At 69.1% G+C, this 5,326-nt stretch carries 4 protein-coding genes and 1 pseudogene; 4 read left to right on the forward strand and 1 reads right to left on the reverse strand.

Features of this window, described 5'->3' with window-relative positions; translation table 11 throughout:
* Positions 1-658 (reverse strand): PucR family transcriptional regulator ligand-binding domain-containing protein (locus RTM68_RS16705; protein WP_312173087.1); only part of this gene is annotated, 658 nt, incomplete at its 3' end.
* A 116-nt stretch (positions 659-774) separates the two neighbouring features.
* On the opposite strand from RTM68_RS16705, the gene gabT reads away from it, so the two are divergent.
* The 4 genes and pseudogenes from gabT to RTM68_RS16725 form a co-directional block, all read left to right on the forward strand.
* Entirely contained in the window at positions 775-2,136 is a 1,362-nt protein-coding gene (gabT, locus tag RTM68_RS16710) for a 4-aminobutyrate--2-oxoglutarate transaminase (RefSeq protein WP_312173090.1), read from the forward strand.
* Between the two features lies 1 nt (position 2,137).
* Positions 2,138-3,616: an amino acid permease gene (locus RTM68_RS16715; RefSeq protein WP_312173093.1), complete on the forward strand. Its 1,479-nt coding sequence runs from the start codon at positions 2,138-2,140 to the stop codon at positions 3,614-3,616.
* Between the two features lie 76 nt (positions 3,617-3,692).
* A complete protein-coding gene (locus tag RTM68_RS16720; protein WP_312173096.1) occupies positions 3,693-5,072 on the forward strand; it encodes an NAD(P)/FAD-dependent oxidoreductase in 1,380 nt (459 codons plus the stop codon).
* Positions 5,072-5,326: pseudogene (locus RTM68_RS16725) on the forward strand (universal stress protein); the annotation flags it as partial. The gene RTM68_RS16720 and the pseudogene RTM68_RS16725, both read left to right, overlap by 1 nt.

The raw sequence follows: 5,326 nt of genomic DNA on the forward strand, positions 1-5,326 counted from the left end.
GCGATTGGCCGGCCTCGAGTCCGCGGGCGAGCACCTCGGTCGCCCGCGCGCCCAGCGCTGTCAGGCTGCTCGCCGGCAGCTCCGTTCGGGGATGCGAGGTCTGCAGGATGCCGGCGGTGTCGTACATGCCGACCCATGCGCCGAGCCGGCGCCCGAGCTCGGCGAGAGTCGCGTCGAGTCCACGCGGACGCAGTGCCGCCAGGGCGAGCGCGCGCTGCGTGTCGAGCGCCCACGACCTGCGGGCGTAGGCCTGAGCGGCGATGGCCTCGGAGTGCGCGCGAGCCACGGCGATGAACGGCGTGCGGTACGGCACCTCGAAGAGCGGCATCCCGTGGTGCGCGCACTGGGCGATCAGGTCGTCGGGGATGCCGGCGCGATGCACGTCGGTGCCGAACCCGAGGCCGAGCACCCCGCGATCAGAGAGCCGACCGACGTAGACGTCGAGATCGGCATCCGCATCGAACTGTGTGCCCGTGGTCAGCAGAGCGAGGTCTTCGGCGAGGAACGGCGTGGGGTCGGCGAGGTCGGAACTGTGCACCCAGCGCAGCGGGCGATCGAGGGCACCGGGGGAGAGCGCGGATTCTGTCGAGACCAGGCGCAGACCGAGATCGCGGCGACCGAGCAGGGCGCGCAGCGTGGGCTGCTCGGCGGCATCCATCGCAGCTCCTTCGATCGATGTGCGATTCCGAGCGTGTACAGCTCGGCGATTCTCTCCTCCAGATTGTACAGAACGGCGAGTGCGCGGGGCTGCTCGGCGGTCGTACGCTCGCCCACATGGCACTCCTCGACACCGCAGCTGTTGCAGTTCCCCTCGGCGGACCCGAGCTCCCCCAGGAGCGTCGCCTGGTCACCGAGCTCCCCGGCCCCCGGTCGGCGGAGATCCTGGCTCGAAAGGCCGCAGCGGTGCCCGCGGGCGTCGGACACACCGTGCCGGTCGCGACCGTCGCCGCGGGCGGTGGCGTCGTCGTCGACGCCGACGGCAACTCGCTCATCGACCTCGGCTCCGGCATCGCCGTGACCACGGTGGGGAACGCCCATCCGAAGGTCGCCGCCGCCGTCGCCGCTCAGGCCGCGCAGTTCACCCACACCTGCTTCATGATCTCGCCCTACGAGTCGTACATCGAGGTCGCCGAGGCCCTCAACCGGATCACCCCCGGCGACTTCGCCAAGAAGAGCGCGCTCTTCAACTCGGGCGCCGAGGCCGTCGAGAACGCGATCAAGATCGCCCGCAAGCACACCGGTCGTCAGGCCGTCGTCGCGTTCGACCACGGCTACCACGGCCGCACCAACCTGACCATGGCGCTCACCGCCAAGTCGATGCCGTACAAGAGCGGATTCGGACCGTTCGCGCCCGAGGTCTACCGCGCGCCGATGTCGTACCCGTTCCGCGACGGTCTCTCGGGCGCCGAGGCCGCGGCCCGCACGATCCTGCAGCTCGAGAAGCAGATCGGTGCCGACAACCTCGCCGCCGTCATCATCGAGCCCATCCAGGGTGAGGGCGGATTCATCGTGCCCGCAGACGGCTTCCTGTCGGCGATCCTCGACTGGTGCCGCGCGAACGGCGTCGTCTTCATCGCCGATGAGGTGCAGACCGGCTTCGCACGCACCGGCCACATGTTCGCGAGCGAGATCTTCGGCATCGAGCCCGACCTGATCACGACGGCCAAGGGCATCGCGGGCGGACTGCCCCTCGCGGCGGTCACCGGCCGCGCCGAGATCATGGATGCCTCTCACGCCGGCGGCCTGGGCGGCACCTACGGCGGCAACCCCATCGCCTGCGCCGCGGCGCTCGCCGCGATCGACGTCTTCGAGAACGACGGCGTGATCGAGCGCGCGCGCGAGATCGGCGAGATCCTGACGACGCGCCTCACCGCCATGCAGCAGCAGGACGCCCGCATCGGCGACATCCGCGGACACGGCGCGATGATCGCGGCCGAGTTCGTCGACCCCGAGACCCAGGCTCCGGATGCCGCGCTCACCGCGGCCGTCGCCAAGGCCGCCATCGCGCAGGGCGTGATCGTCCTGACGTGCGGCACCTACGGCAACGTCATCCGCTTCCTGCCGCCGCTCGCGATCGGCGACGAGCTGCTCAACGAGGGCCTCGACGTCGTCGCAGAAGCGCTCGCCGCGGCCTGACATGTCGACCGAACCGGAATCGCAGTGGGATCGGCCCGTCTCGCCTGAGACGTCGGCCGGTTTCGCCGGCGCGAACCCGCGCACGAAGAAGCTGCGGTCCCGTCACGTCACGATGATCACGCTCGGCGGGATCATCGGCGCCAGCCTGTTCGTCGGATCCGGCAACGTCATCCGCGCCGTCGGACCCGCCGCCGTGCTGTCGTACCTCATCGGCGGTCTGCTGGTGTTCCTCGCGATGCGCATGCTCGGCGAGATGGCGGCCTCGCGTCCGGCCATCGGTTCGTTCATGGAGTACGCGAGGGTGGGCCTGGGCAATTGGGCCGCCTACCTCGTGGGCTGGCTGTACTGGTACTTCTGGGTCGGCGTGCTCGCTTACGAGGCGGTGCTCGGCGGTGAGACGATGGCCAGCTGGTTCCCTGTGGTGCCGTCGTGGGCCTGGTCGCTGGTGCTGATCGCGATCTTCGTCGGCACGAACGTCATCTCGGTGCGCACGTTCGGTGAGGTCGAGTTCTGGCTCGCCAGCATCAAGGTGCTCGCGATCGTCGTGTTCCTCGGCGCCGGTCTGCTCTTCGCCTTCGGGCTCTGGCCGAACTCCGAGGTGTCGATCTCGAACCTCTGGGAGCACGGAGGATTCGCCCCGAACGGCTACGGCGTCGCCTTCACCGGCGTCGCGCTCGTGATCTTCTCGTACTTCGGCACCGAGATCGCCGTGATGGCGTCGGCCGAGTCCGAGGACCCGGCCAAGGGCATCCGTCAGGCGACGAGCACCATCATCTGGCGCATCCTGCTGTTCTTCGTCGGCTCCGTGCTCATCATCGTCACGGTGGTTCCGTGGGATGAGCTCCCCGTGCCGACCGACGTCGCGAACGCGCCGTTCACGTACGCGCTCGAGCAGTTCGGCATCCCGGGAGCGAGCGTCATCATGCAGCTCGTCATCTTCACCGCGGTGATCTCGGTGCTGAACTCCGGCCTGTACTCCGCGTCGCGCATGTTCTCGGCGCTCGCAGAACAGGGCTTCGCGCCGAAGATCATGACGAAGAAGTCGAAGAGCGGAGTGCCCGTCATGGCGCTTCTCGCCTCGACGATCGGCGGCCTCATCGCCACCCTCGTGAACTTCTTCACCCCCGGCTCGGGCATCTTCGACTTCATCATGAACTCGGCAGGGCTCGTCGCCCTGTTCGTGTACGTCTTCATCGCGCTGACCCAGTGGCGGCTGCGCCAGAAGATGACACCCGAGGAGGTCGCGAACCTCAAGCTCAAGATGTGGTTGCACCCGTGGCTCAACATCGTGCTGATCGCCTGCATCGCCGCAGTGCTCGTGGTCATGCTGACGACCGAGGGCGGGCGCACCCAGGTCTGGACGAGCCTCATCGCCACCGGCGTGCTCGTGCTGTTCTGGCCGCTCGTGCGCCGCAACCTCAAGAAGCGCGACGCCGTGCCGGCGACACAGACCCCGGGAAGCGACGCCGTCGCGACCTGAACAGACGTCCGGTCGCGACTCAGGTCGGGGGATCACGAGTCGCGACCGGCACACCTTTCCAACGAAGGAGAAGCAGATGGCTGAGATCACTCGTGACGTTCTGATCATCGGAGCCGGAGCCGCGGGGCTCACCGCGGCGAACGACCTGCGCACGGCGGGCCTGTCGGTCGCCGTGCTCGAGGCGCGTGACCGCGTCGGTGGCCGACTGTGGACCGACGTCATCGAGGGCGCGATGCTCGAGATCGGCGGCCAGTGGGTCTCGCCCGATCAGGATGCCCTCAAGGACACGATCGCGGAGCTCGGTCTCGAGACCTACAGCCGCTATCGCGAGGGCGACAGCGTCTACGTCGGCCCGGACGGCACCGTGCACCGCTTCACCGGCGAGATGTTCCCGGTGTCCGCCGAGACCGAGGCCGTCATCGCCGAGATCACCGCGATGCTCGACGCCATGGTCGCCGAGATCGACCCGGACCGGCCGTGGGAGCACCCGAAGGCCGAGGAATGGGACCACGTCACGTGGGACGCCTGGCTGCGCCAGCAGACCGACGACGACGAGGCCGTGCGCAACCTCGCCTTCGCGACCGGCTCGGCGATGCTCACCAAGCCGACCCACACGTTCTCGCTGCTGCAGTCGCTGCTCATGGCGGCATCCGCCGGCTCCTACTCGAACCTCGTCGACGCCGACTTCATCCTCGACAAGCGCGTCGTCGGCGGTCTGCAGCAGGTGCCGATCCGTCTCGCCGAGCGCCTGGGCGACGACGTGCACCTGAACCAGCCGGTGCGCACACTCGAGTGGGCGCAGGACGGCGTCGTCGCCACGACCGACGATCACACCGTGCGCGCGCGCTTCGCGATCCTCGCGCACGCGCCCGTGCTGTACGACCGCATCTCGTTCGTGCCGCCGCTGCCGCGCCGTCAGCACCAGCTGCACCAGCACCTGTCGATGGGCTTCGTGATCAAGGTGCACGCCGTCTACGACCGTCCGTTCTGGCGCGAGCAGGGTCTCAGCGGTACCGCGTTCAGCCCCTACGAGCTGTCTCACGAGGCGTACGACAACACCAACCACGGCGACGAGCGCGGCACACTGGTCGGCTTCGTCAGCGACCAGAACGCCGACGACCTCTTCGAGCTGTCGGCCGAGGAGCGCAAGGAGCGCATCCTCGAGTCGCTGTCGCACTACTACGGTCCCGAGGCCAAGAACCCGGTCGTCTACTACGAGAGCGACTGGGGCACCGAGGAGTGGACCCGCGGCGCGTACGCCGCGAGCTTCGACATGGGCGGTCTGCACCGCTACGGCGCCGACCTGCGTGCTGCGGTCGGTCCGATCCACTTCGCCTGCAGCGACATGGCCGGTGCCGGATACCAGCACGTCGACGGCGCCATCCGCATGGGCCGTCTCGCGGCCGAGAACATCCTCGAGTCGGCTCGCGCGGGCGCGACGGTCGAGGCCGGCTGATGACCGAGTCGATCGTCGTCGGCTACACGGCGACGGATTCGGGGGCGGATGCCGCGGCACTGGGCGCCCGGCTCGCCCGCAGCCTCGGCGCGGTGCTGCACCTCGTGATCGTGCTCCCGTTCGAGGGCACCCGCAGCGCGGCTGTGCCGCCGGAGCGCGCCTACGAGGACCACCTCCGCCGTCAGGCCAAGCAGTGGCTCGAAGAGGCCGTCGTGGGACTGCCACAGGAGCTGATCCGCAGCGGCCACGTGCGC

Origin of the sequence: Microbacterium sp. (genome assembly GCF_031988965.1) — a bacterium.
GTDB lineage: Bacteria > Actinomycetota > Actinomycetes > Actinomycetales > Microbacteriaceae > Microbacterium.